The 21612-nt window shown below is 62.1% G+C and carries 25 protein-coding genes and 1 tRNA gene; 14 read left to right on the top strand and 12 right to left on the bottom strand.

Translation table 11 applies throughout. The features are described from left to right. Nucleotides 1-91: 91 nt before the first annotated feature. The gene (locus NKH80_RS15180; protein ID WP_254816543.1) at nucleotides 92-1339 is read left to right on the top strand and encodes an MFS transporter; all 1248 of its coding nucleotides are present in this window, start codon (nucleotides 92-94) and stop codon (nucleotides 1337-1339) included. A gap of 31 nt (nucleotides 1340-1370) precedes the next feature. Next, a complete protein-coding gene (locus NKH80_RS15175) occupies nucleotides 1371-1658 on the top strand; it encodes an ArsR/SmtB family transcription factor (RefSeq protein ID WP_254816544.1) in 288 nt (95 codons plus the stop codon). Nucleotides 1659-1800: 142 nt separating this feature from the next. Here NKH80_RS15175 and NKH80_RS15170 read toward each other — a convergent pair whose 3' ends face one another. Together NKH80_RS15170 and NKH80_RS15165 are read right to left on the bottom strand one after the other, a co-directional pair. Next, on the bottom strand, nucleotides 1801-2457 hold the full coding sequence (locus NKH80_RS15170; protein WP_352739598.1) for a glutathione S-transferase family protein: 657 nt from the start codon (nucleotides 2455-2457) through the stop codon (nucleotides 1801-1803). Nucleotides 2458-2506: 49 nt separating this feature from the next. Further along, nucleotides 2507-3358 carry an alpha/beta fold hydrolase gene (locus NKH80_RS15165; protein ID WP_352992190.1) on the bottom strand — a complete coding sequence of 284 codons (852 nt, stop codon included), beginning with the start codon at nucleotides 3356-3358 and terminating at the stop codon, nucleotides 2507-2509. A 97-nt stretch (nucleotides 3359-3455) separates the two neighbouring features. Between NKH80_RS15165 and NKH80_RS15160 the strand changes: the two genes are divergently transcribed. The 3 genes from NKH80_RS15160 to NKH80_RS15150 all read left to right on the top strand — a co-directional run bounded on the left by NKH80_RS15160 (nucleotide 3456) and on the right by NKH80_RS15150 (nucleotide 4818). Next, a complete protein-coding gene (locus NKH80_RS15160; RefSeq protein ID WP_352739595.1) occupies nucleotides 3456-3980 on the top strand; it encodes a winged helix-turn-helix transcriptional regulator in 525 nt (174 codons plus the stop codon). A 76-nt stretch (nucleotides 3981-4056) separates the two neighbouring features. Next, complete coding sequence (locus NKH80_RS15155; RefSeq protein WP_023678501.1) at nucleotides 4057-4287, top strand: hypothetical protein; 231 nt, start codon at nucleotides 4057-4059, stop codon at nucleotides 4285-4287. Nucleotides 4288-4386: 99 nt separating this feature from the next. After that, a complete protein-coding gene (locus NKH80_RS15150) occupies nucleotides 4387-4818 on the top strand; it encodes a GlcG/HbpS family heme-binding protein (RefSeq protein ID WP_352739594.1) in 432 nt (143 codons plus the stop codon). A gap of 10 nt (nucleotides 4819-4828) precedes the next feature. On the opposite strand, the gene NKH80_RS15145 is transcribed toward NKH80_RS15150, so the two are convergent. The 3 genes from NKH80_RS15145 to NKH80_RS15135 form a co-directional block, all read right to left on the bottom strand. After that, nucleotides 4829-5230, bottom strand: coding sequence for a hypothetical protein (locus NKH80_RS15145; protein WP_254816550.1), 402 nt, complete (start codon nucleotides 5228-5230; stop codon nucleotides 4829-4831). A gap of 199 nt (nucleotides 5231-5429) precedes the next feature. Beyond that, complete coding sequence (rpmF, locus tag NKH80_RS15140; protein WP_006203806.1) at nucleotides 5430-5612, bottom strand: 50S ribosomal protein L32; 183 nt, start codon at nucleotides 5610-5612, stop codon at nucleotides 5430-5432. A gap of 139 nt (nucleotides 5613-5751) precedes the next feature. Continuing rightward, nucleotides 5752-6510 carry a biosynthetic peptidoglycan transglycosylase gene (locus tag NKH80_RS15135; RefSeq protein ID WP_031212144.1) on the bottom strand — a complete coding sequence of 253 codons (759 nt, stop codon included), beginning with the start codon at nucleotides 6508-6510 and terminating at the stop codon, nucleotides 5752-5754. A 79-nt stretch (nucleotides 6511-6589) separates the two neighbouring features. Here NKH80_RS15135 and NKH80_RS15130 point away from each other — a divergent pair, with 79 nt between their 5' ends. Further along, complete coding sequence (locus NKH80_RS15130; protein WP_352457948.1) at nucleotides 6590-7507, top strand: polyprenyl synthetase family protein; 918 nt, start codon at nucleotides 6590-6592, stop codon at nucleotides 7505-7507. Between the two features lie 169 nt (nucleotides 7508-7676). Here the strand turns inward: NKH80_RS15130 and NKH80_RS15125 are convergent, their stop codons facing one another. From NKH80_RS15125 to tkt, 3 genes are all read right to left on the bottom strand, one after another. Continuing rightward, entirely contained in the window at nucleotides 7677-9566 is a 1890-nt protein-coding gene (locus tag NKH80_RS15125; protein ID WP_352992188.1) for a potassium/proton antiporter, read from the bottom strand. 217 nt (nucleotides 9567-9783) lie between these two features. Continuing rightward, nucleotides 9784-10794 carry a type I glyceraldehyde-3-phosphate dehydrogenase gene (gene gap, locus NKH80_RS15120; RefSeq protein WP_352992186.1) on the bottom strand — a complete coding sequence of 337 codons (1011 nt, stop codon included), beginning with the start codon at nucleotides 10792-10794 and terminating at the stop codon, nucleotides 9784-9786. 158 nt (nucleotides 10795-10952) lie between these two features. Continuing rightward, nucleotides 10953-12944, bottom strand: coding sequence for a transketolase (gene tkt, locus NKH80_RS15115; RefSeq protein WP_352883534.1), 1992 nt, complete (start codon nucleotides 12942-12944; stop codon nucleotides 10953-10955). Between the two features lie 260 nt (nucleotides 12945-13204). On the opposite strand from tkt, the gene NKH80_RS15110 reads away from it, so the two are divergent. The 4 genes from NKH80_RS15110 (at nucleotide 13205) to NKH80_RS15095 (ending at nucleotide 15706) form a co-directional block, all read left to right on the top strand. Beyond that, nucleotides 13205-13477, top strand: a complete 273-nt coding sequence (locus NKH80_RS15110; RefSeq protein WP_023678509.1) for a DUF4164 domain-containing protein — start codon at nucleotides 13205-13207, stop codon at nucleotides 13475-13477. Between the two features lie 4 nt (nucleotides 13478-13481). Next, on the top strand, nucleotides 13482-13847 hold the full coding sequence (locus tag NKH80_RS15105; RefSeq protein WP_023678510.1) for a cell division protein ZapA: 366 nt from the start codon (nucleotides 13482-13484) through the stop codon (nucleotides 13845-13847). Nucleotides 13848-14021: 174 nt separating this feature from the next. Further along, complete coding sequence (locus NKH80_RS15100) at nucleotides 14022-14681, top strand: peroxiredoxin (RefSeq protein WP_023678511.1); 660 nt, start codon at nucleotides 14022-14024, stop codon at nucleotides 14679-14681. 152 nt (nucleotides 14682-14833) lie between these two features. Continuing rightward, a complete protein-coding gene (locus NKH80_RS15095; protein WP_352704319.1) occupies nucleotides 14834-15706 on the top strand; it encodes an MBL fold metallo-hydrolase in 873 nt (290 codons plus the stop codon). 199 nt (nucleotides 15707-15905) lie between these two features. Here the strand turns inward: NKH80_RS15095 and NKH80_RS15090 are convergent, their stop codons facing one another. From NKH80_RS15090 to NKH80_RS15080, 3 genes are all read right to left on the bottom strand, one after another. After that, nucleotides 15906-16439 (bottom strand): hypothetical protein, encoded by a 534-nt coding sequence (locus NKH80_RS15090; RefSeq protein ID WP_352992184.1) that lies wholly within the window; start codon nucleotides 16437-16439, stop codon nucleotides 15906-15908. A gap of 359 nt (nucleotides 16440-16798) precedes the next feature. Continuing rightward, complete coding sequence (gene rpoH / locus NKH80_RS15085) at nucleotides 16799-17710, bottom strand: RNA polymerase sigma factor RpoH (RefSeq protein ID WP_352992182.1); 912 nt, start codon at nucleotides 17708-17710, stop codon at nucleotides 16799-16801. A gap of 187 nt (nucleotides 17711-17897) precedes the next feature. Then, nucleotides 17898-18938: an RluA family pseudouridine synthase gene (locus NKH80_RS15080; protein WP_352992180.1), complete on the bottom strand. Its 1041-nt coding sequence runs from the start codon at nucleotides 18936-18938 to the stop codon at nucleotides 17898-17900. 26 nt (nucleotides 18939-18964) lie between these two features. On the opposite strand from NKH80_RS15080, the gene NKH80_RS15075 reads away from it, so the two are divergent. From NKH80_RS15075 to NKH80_RS15060, 4 genes are all read left to right on the top strand, one after another. Then, a complete protein-coding gene (locus NKH80_RS15075) occupies nucleotides 18965-19348 on the top strand; it encodes a fimbrial protein (RefSeq protein WP_352992178.1) in 384 nt (127 codons plus the stop codon). After that, the gene (locus NKH80_RS15070) at nucleotides 19345-19752 is read left to right on the top strand and encodes a VOC family protein (protein ID WP_352992177.1); all 408 of its coding nucleotides are present in this window, start codon (nucleotides 19345-19347) and stop codon (nucleotides 19750-19752) included. Before NKH80_RS15075 ends, NKH80_RS15070 begins: the two co-directional genes overlap by 4 nt. A gap of 90 nt (nucleotides 19753-19842) precedes the next feature. Next, nucleotides 19843-19917 (top strand) — tRNA-Glu (locus NKH80_RS15065). Between the two features lie 113 nt (nucleotides 19918-20030). Beyond that, nucleotides 20031-20243, top strand: a complete 213-nt coding sequence (locus NKH80_RS15060) for a hypothetical protein (protein ID WP_352992175.1) — start codon at nucleotides 20031-20033, stop codon at nucleotides 20241-20243. 189 nt (nucleotides 20244-20432) lie between these two features. On the opposite strand, the gene NKH80_RS15055 is transcribed toward NKH80_RS15060, so the two are convergent. Further along, complete coding sequence (locus NKH80_RS15055) at nucleotides 20433-21500, bottom strand: adenylate/guanylate cyclase domain-containing protein (RefSeq protein ID WP_352992174.1); 1068 nt, start codon at nucleotides 21498-21500, stop codon at nucleotides 20433-20435. Nucleotides 21501-21612 lie beyond the last annotated feature (112 nt).

Below are 21612 nucleotides of genomic sequence, written 5' to 3'. Positions count from 1 at the left end.
GCGGGTAATTCCAAAAGCTCGGGCACGCCGCCGAAAAGCCCGAATGCCGCTGTCTCCAGACTTGTGCCTTAAACCCCAGCCGGATTGAAAAATGTTCGCAAGCTACAGACCGATTCTCTCGCTGCTGCGCGGCACCGCGTTCCTGCTGGCGGCATCCGGACTGCACGGTCTGCTGTTGCCGCTGCGCGGCCAGGTGGAGGGCTTCTCGACGGCATCGCTCGGCCTGATGGGCACGGCTTGGGCCGGCGGCTTCGTCACCGGCTGCTTCTTTGCGCCACGCATCGTGCGCCGCGCCGGTCATGTCAGGGCTTTCGGCGCCTTTGCCGCTTCGGGAGCGATCGTCGCACTGCTCACCGGTCTGATCATCGACGAATATACCTGGATCCTGTTGCGCGCCTTCACCGGCTTCACCATGGCCGGCGCCTTCATGGTCATCGAAAGCTGGCTCAACGAGAAGGCCACCAACGAAAACCGCGGCACCGTCTTCGGCCTCTACATGATGGTCACCTATGCCTCGATCATGGGCGGTCAAATGATCGTGGCCGGCGGCGATGTGAAATCGGCGTCGCTGTTCATGATCACCGGCATTCTGTTCTGCCTGTCGCTGATCCCAACGGCGGTCTCGACGGCGTCGCACCCCAAGCCGCTGCAGGACGTGTCGCTTGACGTCAAAGGTCTCTATGTCAATTCGCCGGTCTCGGCGATCGCCTGCGTGCTGATCGGCATCGCCAACGGCGCCTGGGGCACGCTTGGTGCCGTTTATGGAGCGCGCATCGGCATCTCGACGGCCGAGATCGCGCTGATGATGAGCCTGGTGGTCATCGCTGGCGCCGCCATGCAGCTTCCGGCCGGGCGGCTCTCCGACACGACGGACCGTCGTTTCGTGCTGGCGGGCGCGGCTTTCGGCGCTGCGCTGTTCGCCATCGCCATCTTCCTGTTCGAACCGCGCTCAGGCGTCTTCGTCATCGTCTGCACCGCCGCCTACGGCGCCTTCGCCTACACGCTCTATTCGATCGCGGTGGCGCATGCCAATGACCATGCGCGATCGGAGGACTTCGTCAAAGTGTCGGGCGGCCTGCTGCTGCTTTATGGCTTCGGCACGATGATCGGTCCGCTGCTGGCCGCCGGCCTGATGGGCTGGATGCGCCCCGAGGGGCTGTTCCTGGCCACTGCGCTCGCGCATCTCTGCCTGGCCGGCTACACGCTGCTGCGCATCAGCCGTCGCGCGCCGGTGCCGATCGAAGGCCGCGATGCCTTCAAGACCCAGCCGGCCGATCGCTCGGTAACGCCGGAAGCGTTGCGGCTCGACCCGCGCAGAAAAGCTGAAACCGACGGTTGAGATTCGAGGCGCTTTGCCCCACAAATAAGGCATGATGCTTTCCGACGCCTTCATGGCGATTGCCGATCCCAACCGGCGCCATCTCTTGGAAGAGCTCCGGCGCGGACCGAAGACCGTCAACGAATTGGCATCCGGCTTGCCGGTGTCCCGCCCGGCCGTTTCGCAGCACCTGAAGGTGCTGCTTGATGCCGGGCTGGTCAACGCCAAGCCGGAAGGCACCAGACGCGTCTATACGGTCAGCAACGCCGGCTTCCTGAAGCTCAACATCTGGCTCGACCAGTTCTGGGATGCGGAGCAGCTCGGTTCATCCGGAAGCTGAGGGGCGTCGTCAGCACGTCGGCAACTATGCAGCTTCAGGCCTAAAGCAATTCCAGGAAAAGTGTGAAACGGTTTTCCGTCCGGAATTGCGCAAAAACAAAGAGATAGAGCGGTCCGGCGTTTCCGTGAAACGATGAACCACTCTAGCCATTGTTGTAGGGGAAGAGCTTGAAATAAGGCTGCGCTTCCTCGATCACACGGGCAACCGAGGGGCGTTGCAGCAACCGGTCGTGATAGCGCCTGACCGCAGGATATTCGTCTCCGAACGGCTCGACCTTGTTGGCGTAGAACAGCGCGGGGGCGGCAGCGCAGTCGGCCATGGTGAAGCTCGCGCCCGCCGCCCATATCCTCGACTGCATGTCCTGTTCAATGATGGCGTAGGAGCTGCGCAGCTGGGCGCGGGCCTGCTCGACGCCGAACGGATCGGTCTTGCCCTCCGGCCGCAGCCGGTCGCCAACGATCTTCTGCATCGGTTCCTGGACGTAGAAGTCATAGAAGCGGTCGGCGAGCCGGGTCTGGCGAGCGAGATCAAAATCGGCGGGGATCAGTTCGACCGGTCCAGGATAATACGCGTTGAGATATTCGATGACGATCGTCGATTCCGGCACGGTCCGGTCCAGCGCTTCATCGCGCAGCACCGGCATCTTGCCGAGCGGCCACAATTTCAGAAACGCCGCGCGCGACTGTTCATTGCCGAGATCGACAACGACGGATGTGAATGGCGTGCCGTTCTCATAGAGCGCGATCAGCGGTTTCCAGCAGAAGGAGGCCAGTGGATGAAGGTGCATAATCAGGGACATTGTTTGTCGTTCCTTGGGTGGTCTGTCTCGCGGAGTCGGGGTCGGATAACTATCTGGCCTGGTTGTGGGCGACGATGGCATCGATGATCGCGGCCCAGTCGTCGGGATGCAGCTCGTGGCCGCCGCCCTCGATCCGGAGCAGCCTTGCACCGGCGACCGCGTCGGCAAGAGCGGCGCCATGCTCGACTGGAAAGATGGGATCGTCGGTGCCGTGGATAACAAGGAGTGGGATTTTCATGTCGCGCAGCCGACCCGTCCAGTCCTCGCCGCTCCCATCTTCGCCACTTTTGAGCATGAAATGATTGGTTGCACTTAGAAAACCGCCGGACCAGTCATAATCCTGTTCGACGAAAGCCCGTGTTCGCTGCTCGTCGAAAGAGTGCGCCGCACCGGTGAGCGCATGCGCGTCCTTAACGATGAAATCGACCACTTGGCCCCGGTCCGCCCAGTCGACCTTCGCGCCTTCGGCTGAATGTCTCCTATAGGCCTCGGTGGTTCCGGGCAGATGCGACGTATCGATGCCCAAGGGCGAGCTGCTGATCACCGTCAGCAAAGTGACACGCGACGGGTATTTCAACGCCACGAGCTGCGCGATCATGCCGCCCATCGACATGCCGACCATATGCGCCTTTCGGATTCCATGGTCGTCAAGGACGCGGATAGCATCGTCCGCCATGTCGTCGAATGTATAAGGCGGCTCGCCCGGCGCGTATTTGGTCGAACGGCCGGTATCGCGATTGTCATAGCGGATCACGAAGCGACGCTCGCCGGCCAGCTTCCGGCAGAACGCTTCGGGCCACCAAAGCATGGAAGCCATCGCGCCCATGGTCAACAACACCGCCGGATGGGCCGGGTCGCCGAAGGTCTGGGATACGATTTCGGGGTGTCCGGCGCTTTTCATGGCTCTCCTCCGTGGGCTTCCAATCTGATTGCAATTTGCAATCAGTTGCACGATATTAAAACCGATACAATAATGCAACCGGTTTTTGGAGATTCGCATGAACATCGATCGTCGGTCCGGATGCCCCATCAACCTGTCGCTCGAAGTGTTCGGCGACCGGTGGAGCCTGATCATCCTTCGCGACATCATCTTCGGCGGGAGACGCCACTTTCGCGAACTGCTCAACGGCTCGATGGAGGGCATCGCCTCCAACATCCTCGCTGACCGCCTGAAGCGGCTGATGGAACTCGGCATGCTGACCAAGACGGGCGATCCCTCCCACAAGCAAAAGGCGATCTACAGCCTGACCGAAATGGCGATTACGCTGGTGCCGATCCTGGCCCATCTCGGCGCCTGGGGCCGCGTCTGGCTGCCGGTCAGCGACGAGCTCTCGATCCGTGCCGAGCTTCTGGAAAAAGGCGGCCCGCCGATGTGGGAGCAGTTCATGAACGAGTTGCGCTACGAGCATCTGGGCACATCTCCCGCGCCAACTGGACCCGCTGTCCGCGCGATCTTGCAGGCCGAATACGATGCGGTGGTCGCCCGCAACGCGGAGCGCGTCGGCTGCGATCCGGCGCCATGACCAACTTATTTTCCCAATTGCGGGCTGGCTCTGCTATCAAGGGACTGAAGATAATTTACGGGATTGGATAACGCTCTTGGTCGAGAACTCTAAGGACACTGCCCGTGCGCGGGCCGATTTGCGTTTCAAGAAACAGGAAGAGGCAGCCACGGTGCGCCAGAAGGCGATGGCGGAATATGTCGCCGAGAGCGACGCCCGCCAAGCCAAAACCAACAAGCTGCGGGCGCTGCGCCTTGCCAAGGAAGCGGAAGACCTGGCCAATGCGCCTCCGGCGCCGGTGAAGAAGCCTCGCGCCAAGAAGAAATAAGCCGGCGCTCCCTGGATCCCACTGCTTCCTTTCGTACGCGAAACAGTTTCACCGCGATCTGTTCTGCCGGTTGATAACTGGCGCGTTTAGGAGACGGCCATGACCGCACTGACGCTCGACAAAGCCCTTGAAATCATCGCCGCCGCCTTTGCCAAGGGTGCCGAGCTCAAGCTCAGGCCGCTTGGCGTCTCGGTGCTCGATGCCGGCGCCCATCTGGTCGCGTTCCAGCGTCAGGACGGCGCGTCGTTCCTGCGTCCGCAAATGTCGGCCGGCAAGGCCTATGGCGCGCTCGCTATCGGCATGGGCTCGCGCCGGGTGGAAGCCTTCGCCAAGGAGCGCCCGCATCTGATCGCCGGCGTCTCCGACGTGTCGGGCGGGCGCGTCCTGCCGGTCGTCGGCGGCGTGCTGATCCGCGACGAGGCTGGCACGATCATCGGCGCCGTCGGCATTTCCGGCGACACGTCCGACAATGACGAAACGGCAGCCATCGCCGGCATCGAGGCGGCTGGCTTTCGGGCCGACCCGGGCTGAGCCGAGATCCTTAATTCATGTTGATGTCGCGGCTGGCCGACCGCATCGACACCGAAAAGCCGGCTAGCACGTCGATCAGCGCTATGATCATCAGTGTGAAGAAAACAGAATGGGCGGCGCCCTTCACCAGCAGGAACTCGACCAGATAGGCCACAAAGACGAAGGTCGACAAAAGGTGGTCCATGATCGAGGCATTTGTCGTACGCGTCGACTTCACCACTTCGACGAACAAGAAGATCAGTGCGATCAGCACGATAAGATCGCCGAGGGTCATCGAGAAAACGCCACCCGACATCATCCGGACCGAAAACATTTCGGTCGCCCACGGATCGTCGCCGCTGCCGAATATTCCTAGAAGCCCGAGATTGTAGAGGATGAAAGGCACGATCAGCAGCGGGATGGCACCGAACATGTGGCGGCTCCGGTTGGACTGATCTTTGTAGAGTGCGCCCGGCGTTCGCCGTCAAGAATTTTCGTGCGACCGATAAACACGGACAAAGACGGCGTGAAACAACAATGTCAGGCCCGGCTGATACGATCAGTTGTCGCAAACGCAAAAAGACCGGCCAATGGCCGGTCGTTTCGCAACCTGTAAACCGTCGAAAGCTCTCTCAGCTTTCCTTCGGCTCCAGAACCTGGCGACCGCGATACATGCCGGTCTTCAGGTCGATATGGTGCGGACGGCGCATCTCGCCGGAGTTCTTGTCCTCGACATAGGTCGGGGCCTTCAGTGCGTCGGCGGAACGGCGCATGCCGCGCTTCGACGGAGAGGTTTTTCGTTTCGGAACGGCCATGGATATGCTCCACTACATGGTCAAAACGCCCCGCCGGCCCTCGTGAAAGGGCCACATCAGGGGCCGGAATCTGAGAAAGTCGGCTGCCTATACACGCCCGATGGCGTTTTGGCCAGCGTCGCCGTGTTTTTTTTTGACACTATCGCAGGCAACCGACATAGGCGCCGGCGCGGCCCGCGCGCCGCTCGATCAACGCGGCAAGCCGCCTCAGTCCCGGCCCGGGCTTCGCTGGATTGCGCACGATCGGGTTCGGCAAGGTGACGGCAAGCAGCGCTGCCTGCCGGCGCGACAGCTGTTTTGCCGAGACGCCGAAATGATGCTGGGCGGCGGCCTCGATGCCGTAGATGCCTGGTCCCCATTCGGCGATGTTGAGGTAGATCTCCATTATCCGCCGTTTCGACAGCACCGCATCGAAATAGACGGCCAGCGGCAGTTCCACGACCTTACGGACTGAGCCCAACGGCCGCGACCATAGATAAAGATTCTTTACCGTCTGCATGGTGATGGTCGAGGCGCCACGTGTCATCTCGCCGGCGAGCGCATCGTCGACGACGCCGCGCAACTCGCCCAGATCGACGCCGCGATGGAAACAGAACTGCCCGTCCTCCGACATGATGACCGAATATGCCAGCACCGGCGCGACATCGTCGATGGAAACCCAGCGCCGATCGTAGCCAGAAAACGTCGCCAGGTCCTTCAGCATCAATGTCGACACCGGATGCACGAATGTCGGCAGGTACAGGAAGGTCAGCACCACCGGCACCAGCGCCAGCACGACGGCGACGGCGATGCCGCGCCGGACCCAGCGTTGAAGACCGATGCGGCTGCCGCGTCTCGGTCTCGCCATGTCCAACCCTTCGGTTTCGTGATCGACGATCGGTTCCGCCAAGCCACCCAGTCCGCGCTACTCCCTGCCCCCGGCATAATGGCGCTTGGCTTCTTGCGCAACGTCTGAGTGTCGGCTACCGCTCCCGACCATGACGAAAGACGACCAAATGGCGTTCGAAGCTGCACTTATTGCCCGGGCAGTTCCGCTCGAGGCGCTGCTGAGGCGGTTGCTCGACGGACGGACGCTTTCGGGCGAGGTCGCGCGGCCCGAACGCCTGATGGCGGCAATGCGACATGGCGTGCTGAACGGCGGCAAACGACTGCGTCCCTTCCTGGTCATGGAAAGTGCTGCACTGTTTTCAGCCGACGGCGAGGCGGCGCTGCGCGTCGCGGCGGCGCTCGAATGCGTGCATTGCTATTCGCTCATCCATGACGATCTGCCGGCCATGGACGACGACGATTTGCGCCGCGGCCAGCCGACCGTGCACAGGGCTTTCGATGAGGCGACCGCCATTCTTGCGGGCGACGCCTTGCTGACACTTGCCTTCGACATCCTTGCCGACGAGGCGACAATGCTGCCGGCCGAGCGCAGGGCAACGCTGGTGCTGGCACTGGCCCGCGCCGCCGGGGCGGGAAGCATGGTCGGCGGCCAGATGCTCGATCTCGAAGCCGAACAAAGCCGGCCGGACGAGGCCGGCATCATCCGGCTTCAGGCGATGAAAACCGGTGCGCTGATCCGCTTTGCCTGCGAAGCGGGCGCTATCCTTGCCGGCGCGCCGTCGGGCGACCGCGAAAGGCTGGCCGAGTTCGGCTCGGCGATCGGGCTTGCCTTTCAGCTTGCCGACGATCTGCTCGACCTGACCGCCGACGCGCATCAGATGGGCAAGGCGACCGGCAAGGATGCCGCGGCCGGCAAGGCGACGCTGGTCGCGCTGCACGGACCGGACTGGGCGCGGGGCCAACTCCATGGCCTCGTTGACCAGGCTCATGCGTTGCTCGAACCTTTTGGCGAGCAAGCTGCGCTTCTGAAACAAGCGGCGCAGTTCGTAGCGGCCCGCAACAATTAAGCGCGCCCCTATGGCGCGCCGGAAAATTGGCGACTGATCGGCCGGACGCTCTCGCAACCGGCCGATCGGGATCATTTCCGGCGATGTCGGACCACATGGACCCGCCACACCAGTTGCCGAGCCATTCTTCAGCCTCGCGGCAGGGTTCCGCGGCTCGGGTGGACAGCGGTCAGCCTTCGCCAGTTGTCTTTTCCACTACGGGCTGCGGAACCGGTTCCATCTCGGCCGCCGCCTCGACCGCCTGCGCCTCGGCCGGCTTGCGCCGGTTGCGGATGAAGGCGGCGATGCGGTCGCGGATTTCGCCGGCGCTGAGGAACACCGGAACGCGCGCCACCGGCGCGGTCGGCTCAAAGGACAGGCCAAGGCCGGTGATCCTGCCCTTGTCGTCGACGTCGCGGACGATCAGCTCGATCGGACCGAGCAGCACGCGGTCGGCGTATTCGGCGTGGCCGCCGAGCCGCGTAGTGACCAGGTCGCCAATGCTGAGCTTGCGTTCCGATTCGGTCAGGCCCGGCGTGTAGGCGGTCTCCAGTTCCTCGGCGGGGCGTGACGGATCGACGGCGAAGGCCCCGAAGAAATCCGCATCCTCGGGATCGACGACGGCGCGGCTGGCGAACAGCTTGTCGAGCAGGCGCGGATAGCGGTCCGGCACAAAGATGTAGACGTGGTCGCCGGCCGCCAGCCGGCCCATATCCTGGAAGCGCATCGAGCGTCCGTCGCGCAACACAAGCGATGGTCGCGCCCAGCGCGGAATGCGTTCGCCGCGCGCCACCGGGCTGCCGGGTGCCACGCGGTAGGCGAGAAGCTCATGATGGGCGGAGCCCGGCAGTTCCAATTCGACCTTGTCGAGCGGTCCCAGGCGGGCCGGCACGATAAGGCCGAGGCGGCGCGCCAGCGGCCCGACGGTCCATCCCTGGATGATCAGCGAGACCAGCACGATGATGAAGGCGGTGTTGAAGATGAGGCGGCCGTTGTCCAGGCCGCCGAGCAGCGGCGTGATGGCAAGCAGTATCGACACGGCGCCACGCAGGCCAACCCATGAGACAAAGGCGACTTCCGGGCGTGGCAGGCGGAACGGCACCAGGCACAGCCAGACCGCGATTGGCCGTGCCACAAATATTAGGAACAGGCCGAGCAGCACTGCCGGCACCAGGATCGCCGGAAATTGCGAAGGCGTCGCGAACAGGCCGAGGATCAGGAACATGATGATCTGCGCCAGCCACGACATGCCGTCCTGGAAGCGCTTGAGGATGGTGACGGCCCGGATATCGGAATTGCCGGCAATCAGGCCTGCGAGATAGACCGCCAGGAAGCCGGAGCCGCCGACGGCACCGGCGGCAGCGAACACCATAAGCGACAGCGTCAGCACGAAGATCGGCAGCAGGCCGTGATCGAGATTGAGGCGATCGACAAGGCGCACGATGGCCATGCCGCCGAGAATGCCGATGACCGCGCCGAGCCCCATGTTGACAAGGAAGCCGACGGCAAGATCGGTGACCAGCACCTTGGCCTCGGGGTGGGTATTGGCGGCGATGACCTCGACCAGCGTGATGGTCAGGAAGATAGCGATCGGATCATTTGTGCCGGATTCCACCTCGAGCGTGGACCGCACGCGCTCGCGCAAATTGATCTCGCCGGCGCGCAGCAGGAAGAACACCGCCGCGGCGTCGGTCGAGGCGACGGCGGCACCGAGCAGGAAGGATTCCAGCCAGGTCAGGTCGAGCAGATAATAGGCGGCGGCGCCGAAGAGCCCGGTGGTCAAAAGGACGCCGAATGTGGCCAGCGACAGCGCCGGCCCGGCCGCCTGCCGCAAGGCGTTGAGCGGTGTGCCGAAGCCGGAATCGAAAAGGATGACCGCCAGCGCCAATGAGCCGGCAAAATAAGCAACTCGGGCATTGTCGAAATGGATGCCGAGACCGTCGGTTCCGGTGGCGAGGCCGATGCAGAGAAACAGCAGCAGGAGAGGGGCGCCGAAACGGAAGGCGATCAGGCTTGAAAACGCGGCGGCAACGACAAGTGCTGCGCCAACGAGCGTCACAAGATAGATACCATGCTCCATTCGTTGGTCGCCCCTAGTCGATATGCTCCGGCATCACGGGAGAGTGGGGCGAAGACATGGCCGCTGCAAGGCAGCAGCGTGGCTTTTTGCCCCACGCTGCCGATCGTCGAAAGTTTTGGCACCCCCGAGCAGCGAAGCGTGCCTCGGCGGTTCGTGCTGCAATGAAAAACGCCCGGACTGAGCCGGGCGTCTCCAGGTCGAGAAGCTGGCTCTGCGATCAGGCGATGGTCTTGCCGAAGGCGACGGCGGTATCGCCCATGCGGTTGGAAAAGCCCCACTCATTGTCGTACCACGACAGCACCGAAACGAAGTTGCCGTCCATGACCTTGGTCTGGTCGAGCGCCACGATCGAGGAATGCGGATCATGGTTGAAATCGATCGAAACATTGGGGTGAGGGGTAACGGCGAGGATGCCCTTCAGCTTGCCGTTCGAGGCGGCGATCACCGCGTCATTGATCTCCTGGACGGTGGTCGGCCGCTTGGCGATGAACTTGAAATCGACGAGCGAGACGTTCGGGGTCGGCACGCGGATGGAGATGCCGTCGAGCTTGCCCTTGAGTTCGGGCAGTACCAGGCCGATGGCCTTGGCAGCACCGGTCGAGGTCGGAATCTGCGACAGCGCGGCGGCGCGGGCGCGGTAGAGGTCCTTGTGCATGGTGTCCAGCGTCGGCTGGTCGCCGGTGTAGGAATGGATCGTCGTCATCATGCCCTTCTCGATGCCGACCGCCTCATTCAGCACGGCCGCCAGCGGCGCCAGGCAGTTGGTGGTGCAGGAGGCGTTCGAGATGACGATGTGGTCCTTGGTCAGCTTGTCGTGATTGATGCCATAGACGACGGTGAGATCGGCGCCCTCTGCCGGAGCGGAGACGAGAACGCGCTTGGCACCGGCGGTCAGATGGGCGACGGCCTTGTCGCGGGCGGTGAAGATGCCGGTGCATTCGAGCGCGATGTCGATGCCAAGCTCCTTCCAGGGCAGTTGTGTCGGATCCTTGATCGCGGTGACCTTGAATTTTTCCTTGCCGACGATGATCTGGTCGCCGTCAACCGTCACCTCATGCGGAAAGCGGCCATGCACGCTGTCGAAGCGCAGCAGATGCGCGTTGGTCTCGACCGGGCCGAGATCGTTGACCGCGACGACGTCGATATCCTTGCGGCCGGATTCATGGATGGCGCGCAGGATGTTGCGGCCGATGCGGCCGAATCCGTTGATGGCAACTCTGACGGTCATTGTTCTCTCCCTGGGAGTTGGAGGCCGAAGATCAAGTCCGCAGCTTCATAACGGCGGACGGGCAAAGAATCCAGCCGCCGAGGCGTGGATTTAAATCGATTAGTGCTCCACCGCCCGGCAAAACCGCTATGCCAGCCTTTGCCGGGCGGGGCTCACTTTCATTTGCCATGCAGACGGGCTTCCGCCGCCTTCACCGTTGCCTCGGCTGTGATGCCGAAATGCGGGTAGAGCTGTTCGATGGTGCCGGAGGCGCCGAAGCCGGTCATGCCGACAAAGATGCCGTCGGTGCCGATGAAGTGATCCCAGCCCTGACGGATGCCGGCTTCGATGGCAATCTTGAGCGGCGCATTGCCGATCGTCCTGCTGCGATAGTCGGCGCTCTGCTTGTCGAACAATTCGAAGCACGGCACCGAGACGACGCGGGTCGCGTGGCCGTGCTTTTCCAAGGCCTCGCGGGCGGCCAGCGCGATCTCGACCTCGGAGCCCGAAGCGAAGATCGTCACCGCCGCCTCGCCACTGGCGGCGGCAAGTTCATAGGCGCCGCGGCTGGAGAGGTTTTCCGCAACGAAGTCGTTGCGTACCGTCGGCAGGTTCTGCCGGGTCAGCGCCAATGTCGAAGGCGTCTTTTCCGACTCAATGGCCAACTGCCAGCATTCCGCGGTTTCCACCGCGTCGGCCGGGCGGAAGACATTGTGGTTCGGAATGGCGCGAAGTGCTGCCAGATGCTCGACCGGCTGATGGGTCGGGCCGTCTTCGCCAAGGCCGATGGAATCATGGGTCATGACGAAGATCGAGCGGATGCCCATCAGCGAAGCAAGCCGCATCGCCGGACGGGCATAATCGGAAAAGCACATGAAAGTGCCGCCATAGGCGATAATGCCGCCATGCAATGTCAGCCCGTTGAGCGCGGCCGCCATGCCGTGCTCGCGAACGCCGTAATGAACGTAGCGCTGGCCGTAATCGTCGGCGGTGATGTTCTTGGTCTGGCTGGTCTTGGTGTTGTTGGAGCCGGTCAAATCGGCCGAGCCGCCGATGGTTTCGGGCACGGCGCCGTTGATGACCTCCAGCGCCATTTCCGATGACTTACGGGTGGCGACCTTCGGCTTGTCGGCGGCGAGCTTCTTCTTGTAATCGCCAATGACGGCGTCGAAGTTGGCTGGCAGCGTGCCACTGATGCGGCGTTCGAACTCTGCGCGCAATTTGGCATCGGCCTTGGCAAGCCGGCTCTCCCAGTCGGTGCGCGCCTTGACGCTGGTCCGCCCGGCGGTACGCCATGCGTCGAGGCTGTCGGCCGGGACCTCGAAGGGCGGCGAATCCCAGCCGAAGAATTTTCTGGCGCCGGCGATTTCCTCGGTGCCGAGCGGCGAGCCATGTGCCTTGTTGGTGCCGGCCTTGGTCGGCGCGCCGAAGCCGATCGTCGTCTTGCAGGCAATCATCGTCGGCTTGTCGGAGTGGCGGGCCGCTTCGATGGCATAGGCGATCGCTTCCGGGTCCTGGCCGTCGATATGGCTGGCATTCCAGCCGGACGCCTGGAAGCGGGCGACCTGGTCGGTGTTGTCGGCCAGCGACACCGGGCCATCGATCGAGATGTTGTTGTTGTCCCAGAAGACGATCAGCTTGTTCAGCTTCAGATGTCCGGCAAGCGCAATGGCTTCCTGGGATACGCCTTCCATCAGGCAGCCGTCACCGGCCAGCACATAGGTGTAGTGGTCGACGAGATCATTGCCGAAAGCGGCATTCATGATGCGCTCGCCGAGTGCGAAGCCGACCGAATTGGCAAGGCCCTGGCCGAGTGGGCCTGTCGTCGTCTCGATGCCGGCGGCATGGCCGTATTCCGGGTGGCCCGCGGTCCTCGACCCCAATTGGCGGAACTGCTTGATCTGGTCGATGGTGATGTCTTCGTAGCCGGTCAGATAGAGCAGCGAGTAAAGCAGCATCGAGCCGTGGCCGGCCGACAGGATAAAGCGATCGCGGTCCGGCCAATGCGGGTTCTTCGGATCGTATTTGAGAAAGCGGGTGAACAGCACCGTGGCGATGTCGGCGCAGCCCATGGGCAATCCGGGATGGCCGGAGTTTGCCTTCTCCACAGCGTCCATGGCGAGAAAACGGATCGCATTGGCCATCCGGTCATGTTGTTCGCGCGAAGTCATGCTTCCTCCAAAATGGGGGTTTGGGCCTTGGGAAAGCCCTTGAAAAGGGTGCGCGACACATAGCAGGCGCGGCCTTTTAGTCAACAAATCGGTGTGCTTTTGCCGGTCTTGTGATGGCCATGCGCGACTTACATTAGCGTTAGCAGGGGACAGTCGCGACAGCTTTATTGACGTGCGGTTCACACGATGCGTAATGTTTCAGGGATAACGCGTTCTGAACGTGGATGATTCGGTGATGGGCAGGGCGCAGGACGAAAGCCATGACCGGGGAAACGACCCTCAAGGAAGTCATTGCCAGGCTGGGTAAGGCCATCGACGGGCTGGAAAACGCCGTCGCGGCCAAGCTCGAGCATGAGCGGGACTATTCGGAAGCCGAGGCCGAAGTGCAGCGGATGAACGCCGACCGCTCGCGGCTGGCGCAGGAGCTCGACAATTCCGAAGCTCGCGCCGAACGGCTGGAAGATGCCAACAAAGAAGTGTCGCGAAGGCTGGTGACAGCCATGGAAACCATCCGCGCGGTACTGGACAGGTAGGCTAATGGCACAAGTCACGGTTTCCATCGACGGCAAGCAGTATCGGATGGCCTGCGACGAGGGCCAGGAAGAGCATCTGATCGATCTTGCCGAGCGCTTCGACCGCTATGTTTCGCATCTGAAGGATTCTTTTGGCGAGATTGGCGACCAGCGGCTGACCGTGATGGCCGGCATCATGGTCATGGACGAGCTTTCGGAACTGCAAAAGCGGGTCAAGGGCATGGAAAGCGAAGTGCTGACGCTGCGCAAGACGCGCGACGACGCACTGACCAAGGCCGACAAGAACGATTCCGCGCTGACCGGGGCGCTCGGCGCGCTGGCCCAGCGCATGGAAGACCTGGCGACGACGCTGGCAGTGAACAAGGCCTGAGCCAGCGCAGCGAAAATTCCTGCGGCATTTGCCGAGAAGCAATGAAAATATTTCGCCGCCGGCCTTGATGCCGGCGCAACAGGCATTTGAAGGATGACGCCGGAGTGATAGAAAGGCAAAAGCAGCGCCGGTCAACGCCGGCTGCGATCTGCACTCACAGGGTAGGGACACGCCATGAGCCTTCGTATCAACGATATCGCACCGGACTTCACCGCTGAGACCACGCAAGGACCGATCAGCTTCCATGAATGGATCGGCGACGGCTGGGCAGTATTGTTCAGCCATCCGAAGAACTTTACGCCGGTTTGCACGACCGAACTCGGCACAATGGCCGGGCTCGAAGGCGAGTTCAGGAAGCGCAACGTCAAGATCATCGGCATCTCGGTCGATCCCGTCCAAAGCCATGAAAAGTGGCAGAACGACATCAAGACCGCGACCGGTCATTCGGTGAACTACCCGCTGATCGGCGACAAGGATCTCAAGGTCGCCAAGCTTTACGAGATGCTGCCGGCGGGTGCCGGCGAGAGCTCGGAAGGCCGCACGCCCGCCGACAATGCCACGGTGCGTTCGGTTTACGTCATCGGGCCCGACAAGAAGATCAAGCTGGTTCTCACCTATCCGATGACGACCGGCCGCAACTTCGACGAAATCCTGCGCGCCATCGATTCCATGCAGCTGACCGCCAAGCACCAGGTGGCGACGCCGGCGAACTGGAAGCAGGGCGAGGACGTCATAATCACCGCTGCCGTCTCGAATGAGGATGCCATCAAGCGCTTCGGCGCCTATGAGACGATCCTGCCATATCTCAGGAAGACCAAGCAGCCTTCCGCCTGAGCAGGCAGGGGCGGCACGGAGAAATTTTCGGTTTTCCTGACCCTATGAGCATGGGGTGCTTGACGGCGCCTGGTTGACGGACAACCATGCCTTTCATTTGCCGTGGCAGAGAAAATCCTTCCTGCCGTGGTGAGGGGCGAAGGAGGCTGGGATTGGACGCATTATCGGCCAGGTCGCAGGTCACCGGCTTCTATGACGAGCCGAGCGGGTCCGTCCAGTATGTGGTCGCCGACATGGCGACCCGCAAATGCGCCATCATCGATCCGGTGCTCGACTTCGACGAAAGGTCCGGTGCAACGGCAACGAAGAACGCCGACGCCCTGCTCGACTTCGTCAGGGAAAGCGGGCTGGAGGTCGAGTGGATCCTCGACACGCATCCGCATGCCGATCATTTCTCCGCCGCCCATTATTTGAGGGGGAGAACCGGAGCGCCGACGGCAATCGGCGAAAAGGTCATCGACGTCCAGAAATTGTGGAAGGTGATCTACAACTGGTCGGAATTCTCCGCCGACGGTTCGCAATGGGATAGGCTATTCGCCGACGGCGCAACTTTTTCGGTCGGCGGTCTTCCGGCGAGAGTGCTGTTCTCGCCGGGCCACACACTGGCCTCGATCACTTACGTCATTGGCGACGCCGCCTTCATCCACGACACGTTGTTCATGCCGGATAGCGGCACCGCCAGGACAGACTTTCCGGGCGGCAGTGCCGAGCGGCTCTGGCGTTCGATCGAGGACATCCTGGCGCTGCCGGACGAGACACGTCTGTTCGTCGGTCACGACTACCAGCCGGGCGGTCGCGAAGCGCGGTGGGAAAGCACGGTCGCGGAGCAGAAAGCCAGCAACATCCATGTTGCCGGCGGCAAGACGGAAGCCGACTTCGTCGCGCTCCGCCAAGCCCGCGACAGGACGTTGCCGATGCCGCGGCTGATCCTGCACGCGCTGCAGGTGAACATGAACGGCGGACGCCTGCCGGAACCGGAATCCAACGGACGGCGCTATCTGAAGTTTCCGCTCGATTGCCTGTGAGGAGATGGGTCGCTGGCACTACAGTGCCATCCAAACTGGGGCCGCCTCATCGTTCTGCGACGGTCATCCAAGTTATTGATCCTTATTGATCCTGATTCGAATTTTTGCGATGTTTGAATCCGATAGGTCCAGACGGGAAGACGGTGGCGGCAGCCGGATGAGGAGCGGCGCAGAACGCCAGCTAGGTGTTTACTCTGCGTCAGGGTTTTGTTCGGCGGGCTAAATGTTCATACGTGATTTGCCAAGGGTCGCTCTCGGAAGATCTTTCCTCGCCGATCCAATGGAAGTTGTTGGCAGTGATCTCTGTGAAACGCCAACGAGTTTTCAGACCGCGCGAGTCATCGCCGAGCTGGACAATGTCCTTACCCTCGGCTCGGCCGATCTGGCGCGAGTGATCCCGGTTGAGCGGGTCGTTCCATATGATGTGCCAGCCATCGATCCCAGGGTCGAAGATGCGCAGGGTCGTGCCGTACATCGTGGACGGCGCAGGGCGCTTGGGCCTGATCCAAACGTCCTGAATCGCGCGGCCTTCGAGCACCCAGCCAAAATGGCATTCGCCATCCCATTTCTGGATTGTGCCGTCGTCGAGATAGTGGACCGAGTCCATTTCCCAGCTTCCAATTAGCCATCCATAGAGGACCATGTCTTTCGCCCGATCGGCTGGGGGACCTTCGGATCCAAGAGCGGTCAGAAACGGGGAAATCGTCATCGTCATACTGCCTTTCGTTTCCAACAGACGAGCTCCAACTGCCTGAGGCAGTCCCAGCGGCCCGTTATCGCGCCACTTGCTGCGAGCGCCGGGTTGTGGAATGCGCCGGAATATCGACGCCACAGCTTGCAGCGTTACGGTTTTCAGGGCTTGGGGAAAATTGCGGTAATGCCGCTATCAATGCGATCGTCTGCGGACGCCTGGCGAGGCTACGGCAGTTACGGCGGCGGATCGGACATCCGCGTGCAGCGGTGTTGCGATAACGACTTTCATAAACAAGGATCTAAGCGCATTGCACAAGGCCGGTCGAACGCGACGCGCTTTGGAAAAAACGGCGGCGCCAGTTACCTGACGCCGCCGTTTTTTTGGTTCTCTTGGAGGCCTTACGCCGCCGGCTGCGCCTCGATGGTGCGCAACGCCTGCGTCTGGCGCTTGGCCGCGGCCTTGACCGCGTCCTGCACCTTCTCGAAGGCGCGCACCTCGATCTGGCGCACGCGCTCGCGGCTGATATCGAACTCGGCCGACAGCTCTTCCAGCGTCAACGGCTCATCGGCGAGGCGGCGCGCCTCGAAGATGCGACGTTCGCGGTCGTTGAGCACGGCAAGAGCGCCGGACAGCATGCCGCGCCGGTTTTCCAGCTCGTCCTGCTCGATCAGCATCTCTTCCTGGCTTTCGTGGTCGTCGACCAGCCAGTCCTGCCATTCGCCGGACTCGCCTTCACTGGCCCGGATGGGCGCATTGAGCGAGGCGTCGCCCGACAGACGGCGGTTCATCGACACGACTTCCGCTTCCGTGACGTTCAGCCGGGTGGCAATCTCGGTGATCTGGTCGGGCTTCAAATCGCCTTCATCGAGCGCCTGGATCTTGCCCTTCACCTTGCGCAGGTTGAAGAACAGGCGCTTCTGGTTGGCGGTGGTGCCCATCTTGACCAGGCTCCACGAGCGCAGGATGTATTCCTGGATCGAGGCCTTGATCCACCACATCGCATAGGTGGCGAGACGGAAGCCGCGCTCCGGTTCGAATTTCTTGACGGCCTGCATCAGGCCGACATTGCCTTCCGAGATCACCTCGCCGATCGGCAGGCCGTAGCCGCGATAGCCCATGGCGATCTTGGCGACGAGCCGAAGGTGGCTGGTGACGAGCTTGTGCGCAGCCGTGGTGTCCTCATGCTCGGCGTAGCGCTTGGCGAGCATGTACTCTTCCTGCGGCTGAAGCATCGGAAAGCGGCGGATTTCTTCCAGGTAGCGGCTGAGACCGCCTTCGCCGGAAACGATACTGGGTAATGACTGGGCCATGATAGCGCCCCCTCTCTATTGGAGTGATGCCCCCGAAACGCGGCGGGCATGTGGCACGAATGCCAAAGGCACATTCGCGCCAACCGACATATATAGGAACAAAACCAGAAAGACAGGCATTTGTTCAACACGAAACAGTGTGTCACGCTGAAGTGAACAACGCCGGTCAGGTTTTCAGGTGGTTGGTTCAGAGCTTGCGGAAGCCGTCGACGAGTTCCTCCATGTCCCACGGTATCGCTGCTTCGAACCTCATCGTTAGATGGGTATCGGGATGGCGAAATGCAAGGAGGCGGGCGTGCAAAGCTTGTCGCGGAAACGCCTTTACCTTGCTCCTTAGCGGCTCGGGTAACCGGTTGGCCTTGGTGCGGAAAGCCTGGCCGTATTCGGGGTCGCCGATCACCGGATGGCCGATATGGGCCAGGTGGACGCGTATCTGGTGGGTGCGACCGGTCTCCAGCCGGCATTCGACCAGGCTCGCCGTGGCGAATTCCTGCTGCTGCTCGCCAAAGCGCTCGACGACGGTGAAATGCGTTATGGCATGGCGCGCATCGTCGCGGCCTTGCGGCACCACGGCACGGCGTACCCGGTCGGCGGCGCGGCCGAGCGGCGCATCGACCGTCCCGGTCGGCCTTGCCGGTATGCCCCAGACCAACGCCAGATAGGCGCGCTCGAGATCGCCGGTCAGGCCGTGGTCGGCAAAGGCCTCCGACAACGCCTTGTGGGCGCGATCGGTCTTGGCGACGACCATGACGCCACTGGTCTCCTTGTCGAGGCGGTGGACGATGCCCGGCCGTCTCACCCCGCCGATGCCCGACAGGCTGTCACCGCAATGATGGATCAGCGCGTTGACCAGCGTGCCGGTCCAGTTGCCGGCGCCGGGATGCACGACCAGCCCGGCCGGCTTGTTGATGACGATCAGCTCGCTGTCCTCGTAGAGGACGTCCAGCGCAATATCTTCGCCTTGCGGCTCCGCCGGTTCCGGCTCCGGCATGTCGACCGACACGCTGTCGCCTTGTGCCATCTTGCGCTTCGTCTCGTTGGCTGGCTTGCCGCCGATCCTGACCGCGCCCTGCTTTATCAGCATCTGCACCCGGCTGCGCGACATGTCGGGGCCGAGCCTGGCCGCCAGCCATTGGTCGAGCCGCTGGCCGGCGGCATCGGCGCCCGCCTCCAGCACGATCGGTCCGGCCCCTATTAATTGTCTGACCTCTTCGTTATGAGCGCTCATCGAAAACAGTTCCGGAATCTGCTGCCATGGCCCGGCCGCTTGCCGACGAAGACGAGGAAAAGCCGCTCGACCCCGAGGTCGAAAAGGTGCGGAGGAAGCTCGTCCGCTTCGTCGCCATCAATCTCGGCCTGCTGTTCCTCGCCCTTATGGTGGTGATAGCAGCACTTGTCTACGAAGCGCGCAACGCGCCGCCTGCCGCCCCGCCGCTGAGCAGCGACATCCAGGTGCCGATCGGCGAAACGGTCAACGGCGACATCGTGCTGCCGGTCGGCGCCAGGGTGGTCAGCCAATCGCTCTCCGGCAATCACCTGTCGATCGACGCCGAGCTGCCCGACGGCAGCCGCGCTATCTTCGTCTATGACATCACTGAGCGCCGTATCATCGGCCGTTTTTCGATCAGGAACAAATGACCGGTTTTGCCGAACGCCGCAGCATTGCCACGGTCGCGCTTGTCGTCGCAAATTATGACGAGGCGATTTCCTGGTATGTCGACCGGCTGGGTTTTGTCCTCACCGAAGATGTCGATCTCGGCGGCGGCAAACGCTGGGTCACCATCACGCCGGGCAAAGGGCAGGGCGCGCGGCTGCTTCTCGCCGAGGCATCCGGCGATGCGCAAAGGGACGCGATCGGCAACCAGACCGGCGGGCGGGTCTTTTTGTTCCTCGAAACCGACGATTTTGCCCGTGACCATGCGCTGATGCTCGAAAAGGGCGTGGAATTCCGTGAGGCGCCCCGGCACGAGACCTATGGCACTGTGGCGGTTTTCGCTGATCTCTATGGCAATCTCTGGGACCTGATCGAGCCAAAACGATAGGCTTGCAGCGGATATTTCGTCTATGCGAGCAGTGGCCCTGAGCCTAGTTGCTTTTTCCCAGCCGTCAGCCTATATCGCCGGTTCTTGAACGCGCCCATCGTCTAGCGGTCAGGACACCGCCCTCTCACGGCGGGAACAGGGGTTCGATTCCCCTTGGGCGTACCAAGTCTCTCCAAGGTCTCGGCAAACCATCAATCCGATCCATCGCCTAGGGTCGCGGCGGATTTGGCTCATTGCCGTTTCTGACGCAGCGGAGCCGATTGCATTAGTATTGCATCATGGGCCTTGAGGCACCGCTTAGCGGCGCGCAGAACGTCGCGCTGACCAGGGCAGTCGATGCCACGCGGGGAGGAGCCAGATATAGAAACTACAATCGCAAGGCGTCCATCACGCTGGTCGGCACTGCCTGGAGCCGACCTGAGCTACAGCGGCCGGCGGCGGATCGTTTTGGCGAGCTCGGCGAAGGCGCCTCTCCCTCGAAGGGTGGATGACGGAATACTCGGCCCTTTAGCACCGGCCAGCGAAGCTGCGCGCGACGCGCATGGCTGGGCTCTAAACGCGCCATACTCCAGTTGCGGTATCGTAGTTTCTTTGTCGTTCGAACTTCTCTCAGTCATGGTTTCGCACGATACCAAGATGTGCTGCGAACGACACGTCCACGGCGCGCTCAACCATTCGATCTATTCCGGCAAGCCGAAAAGTGTTTGCGCGCCTGCTATTCCTCCGAGCGGATGACTGCCCATGGCGATCATCGGCTCGGTAGTTTCTGCTTCGAACACTGTCGACGCGAGCACCGTCCGTCCCAACCGCTTGCACAGCCCTTCGATGCGGCTGACAAGATTTACAGCCTTGCCGATCGCGGTGAAGTCCAACCTGCTGGCAGTGCCGATATTCCCCCAGAGTATCTCGCCGACATGCAGGCCAACGCCATATCCGAGCTCAGGGCCGCCATTGCGGCGCCGAGTTTGGTTGAGATGATCTATCCCGGCGCGCGTAGCCTTCACGGCTCGGACCGCAGCGTCACATGCGGCATTTGCATCGCGCTCGCCAATCGGGAAAATCGCGAGGACGCCATCACCTATAAACTTGAGAACCTCACCACCAAATGCGTGCACCGCGCCGGCGACGCAATCGAACCAGGCATCAAGTACCAATACGATCTCGTCTGCATCATAAACCTCGGATAGATCAGTGAAACCTCGAAGGTCCGCGCACAGAAGCGCAGCCCGTATCGTCTCTCCCCTTACTCGACGAGAATGACCGTTGAGCACATGTGCTGCACTGCGCTTTCCCAAATATGCTTCGAGCAATGCGCGTTTCGCGGACCGTTCTGCGAGTGCGGTCATCGGAGCCGCAGCAAACCGGGAGATTTGCCGCAGCAGCTCTGACTGCGCCTGATCCGGAGTATGATCGAAGGCCCACACCAAAGTCGGTGCGACACCGCCCGCTCGCTCGTCGAACATGATCGCCCGCGTCGTGCCAAGCCACTCCCGCAGCACGAGCCGGGGATCGGCATTCTGACGGTCGGCGCCTATTCCCAAAGCCTCGACCACTTCACCCCCAGGCGCTCGCCAGAGCCAGATACGGCGTGAAATGATTGGGTCGGGAGCATCCTGCGCCAGCGCGCCGGCGATGATCGGCAAGCCGTCTTCCATCAAATGCGTTGAGAGCTGCAATAGAAGTCGCCCACCGTCGCCAATATGCGCGGCGTCGTCCAGAAGGAATGAAAGCGACTTTGCGAGAAGCATCGGTAGAAGGTCACTCGGCACCGGCTTATGCTTACGCCTCGAACATCTTCTTGCAACTCCCCATATTCGCTTAAATAGCACGGTATTCGATGCGGATGTGACCTGGAGTGAG

This window comes from Mesorhizobium sp. M0904 (assembly GCF_040319475.1).
Taxonomy (GTDB): Bacteria; Pseudomonadota; Alphaproteobacteria; order Rhizobiales; family Rhizobiaceae; genus Mesorhizobium.
The sequence above is the reverse complement of the archived record's forward strand: the minus strand, read 5'-3'. Positions and strand labels throughout refer to the sequence as shown.

What these genes read in the sequence shown, in the direction of transcription:
- rpoH (WP_352992182.1), bottom strand. Translation starts at nt 17,710, where the DNA reads ATGGCCCAGTCATTACCCAGTATCGTTTCCGGCGAAGGCGGTCTCAGC.
- NKH80_RS15075 (WP_352992178.1), top strand. Translation starts at nt 18,965, where the DNA reads ATGGCCCGGCCGCTTGCCGACGAAGACGAGGAAAAGCCGCTCGACCCC.
- gap (WP_352992186.1), bottom strand. Translation starts at nt 10,794, where the DNA reads ATGACCGTCAGAGTTGCCATCAACGGATTCGGCCGCATCGGCCGCAAC.
- NKH80_RS15105 (WP_023678510.1), top strand. Translation starts at nt 13,482, where the DNA reads ATGGCACAAGTCACGGTTTCCATCGACGGCAAGCAGTATCGGATGGCC.
- NKH80_RS15150 (WP_352739594.1), top strand. Translation starts at nt 4,387, where the DNA reads ATGACCGCACTGACGCTCGACAAAGCCCTTGAAATCATCGCCGCCGCC.
- NKH80_RS15070 (WP_352992177.1), top strand. Translation starts at nt 19,345, where the DNA reads ATGACCGGTTTTGCCGAACGCCGCAGCATTGCCACGGTCGCGCTTGTC.
- NKH80_RS15055 (WP_352992174.1), bottom strand. Translation starts at nt 21,500, where the DNA reads ATGCTTCTCGCAAAGTCGCTTTCATTCCTTCTGGACGACGCCGCGCAT.
- NKH80_RS15060 (WP_352992175.1), top strand. Translation starts at nt 20,031, where the DNA reads ATGGGCCTTGAGGCACCGCTTAGCGGCGCGCAGAACGTCGCGCTGACC.
- NKH80_RS15100 (WP_023678511.1), top strand. Translation starts at nt 14,022, where the DNA reads ATGAGCCTTCGTATCAACGATATCGCACCGGACTTCACCGCTGAGACC.
- NKH80_RS15170 (WP_352739598.1), bottom strand. Translation starts at nt 2,457, where the DNA reads ATGTCCCTGATTATGCACCTTCATCCACTGGCCTCCTTCTGCTGGAAA.
- NKH80_RS15180 (WP_254816543.1), top strand. Translation starts at nt 92, where the DNA reads ATGTTCGCAAGCTACAGACCGATTCTCTCGCTGCTGCGCGGCACCGCG.
- NKH80_RS15110 (WP_023678509.1), top strand. Translation starts at nt 13,205, where the DNA reads ATGACCGGGGAAACGACCCTCAAGGAAGTCATTGCCAGGCTGGGTAAG.
- NKH80_RS15125 (WP_352992188.1), bottom strand. Translation starts at nt 9,566, where the DNA reads ATGGAGCATGGTATCTATCTTGTGACGCTCGTTGGCGCAGCACTTGTC.
- NKH80_RS15165 (WP_352992190.1), bottom strand. Translation starts at nt 3,358, where the DNA reads ATGAAAAGCGCCGGACACCCCGAAATCGTATCCCAGACCTTCGGCGAC.
- NKH80_RS15175 (WP_254816544.1), top strand. Translation starts at nt 1,371, where the DNA reads ATGATGCTTTCCGACGCCTTCATGGCGATTGCCGATCCCAACCGGCGC.
- NKH80_RS15080 (WP_352992180.1), bottom strand. Translation starts at nt 18,938, where the DNA reads ATGAGCGCTCATAACGAAGAGGTCAGACAATTAATAGGGGCCGGACCG.
- NKH80_RS15145 (WP_254816550.1), bottom strand. Translation starts at nt 5,230, where the DNA reads ATGTTCGGTGCCATCCCGCTGCTGATCGTGCCTTTCATCCTCTACAAT.
- NKH80_RS15130 (WP_352457948.1), top strand. Translation starts at nt 6,590, where the DNA reads ATGACGAAAGACGACCAAATGGCGTTCGAAGCTGCACTTATTGCCCGG.
- tkt (WP_352883534.1), bottom strand. Translation starts at nt 12,944, where the DNA reads ATGACTTCGCGCGAACAACATGACCGGATGGCCAATGCGATCCGTTTT.
- NKH80_RS15160 (WP_352739595.1), top strand. Translation starts at nt 3,456, where the DNA reads ATGAACATCGATCGTCGGTCCGGATGCCCCATCAACCTGTCGCTCGAA.
- rpmF (WP_006203806.1), bottom strand. Translation starts at nt 5,612, where the DNA reads ATGGCCGTTCCGAAACGAAAAACCTCTCCGTCGAAGCGCGGCATGCGC.